The following is a 636-nucleotide window of genomic DNA, read 5'->3' as shown; positions in this document are numbered from 1 at the left end:
CTCCTGGCACACGGCTTAGAAGGCCGTTGCTCTATCCAACTGAGCTAAAGGCGCACATTTTGGAGCGGGTGATGGGGATCGAACCCACACAACCAGCTTGGAAGGCTGGGATTCTACCATTGAACTACACCCGCATATTTGGAGCGGAAGACGAGATTCGAACTCGCGACGTTCACCTTGGCAAGGTGACGCTCTACCACTGAGCCACTCCCGCATAATTGGTGCGGATGGAGGGACTTGAACCCCCACGTCATGGACACTAGATCCTAAGTCTAGCGCGTCTGCCAATTCCGCCACATCCGCATGTGGTTAATTTAATTATTTCACCATAACTGGTGAGCCACCAGGGAATCGAACCCTGGACACCATGATTAAAAGTCATGTGCTCTACCGACTGAGCTAGTGGCTCAAAATGGCTGGGCTAGTAGGATTTGAACCTACGCGTGCGGGAGTCAAAGTCCCGTGCCTTACCGCTTGGCGATAGCCCAATAAATGGGGTGGATAATGGGATTCGAACCCACGGCCTCCAGAGCCACAATCTGGCACGCTAACCAACTGCGCTATACCCACCATGTTAAGTTAAATGGTGCGCCTTAAGAGATTCGAACTCCTGGCACACGGCTTAGAAGGCCGTTG

Annotated in this window: 6 tRNA genes; all 6 read right to left on the bottom strand. The window is 52.7% G+C overall.

The window, feature by feature from the left end:
* Nucleotides 1-60 precede the first annotated feature (60 nt).
* Nucleotides 61-134: transfer RNA gene (locus CLCY_RS05380), tRNA-Gly, on the bottom strand.
* 5 nt (nucleotides 135-139) lie between these two features.
* Nucleotides 140-214, bottom strand: a tRNA-Gly gene (locus CLCY_RS05375).
* Between the two features lie 5 nt (nucleotides 215-219).
* A tRNA-Leu gene (locus CLCY_RS05370) sits at nucleotides 220-303 on the bottom strand.
* 30 nt (nucleotides 304-333) lie between these two features.
* Nucleotides 334-409 (bottom strand) — tRNA-Lys (locus CLCY_RS05365).
* A gap of 4 nt (nucleotides 410-413) precedes the next feature.
* Nucleotides 414-488: transfer RNA gene (locus CLCY_RS05360), tRNA-Gln, on the bottom strand.
* A gap of 5 nt (nucleotides 489-493) precedes the next feature.
* Nucleotides 494-570, bottom strand: a tRNA-His gene (locus tag CLCY_RS05355).
* Between the last annotated feature and the right edge of the window lie 66 nt (nucleotides 571-636).

Source organism: Clostridium cylindrosporum DSM 605, from assembly GCF_001047375.1.
Taxonomy (GTDB): domain Bacteria; phylum Bacillota; class Clostridia; order Clostridiales; family Caloramatoraceae; genus Clostridium_AB; species Clostridium_AB cylindrosporum.
Note: the sequence above shows the minus strand (reverse complement) of the source record. Positions and strands in the feature narration are given on the sequence as shown.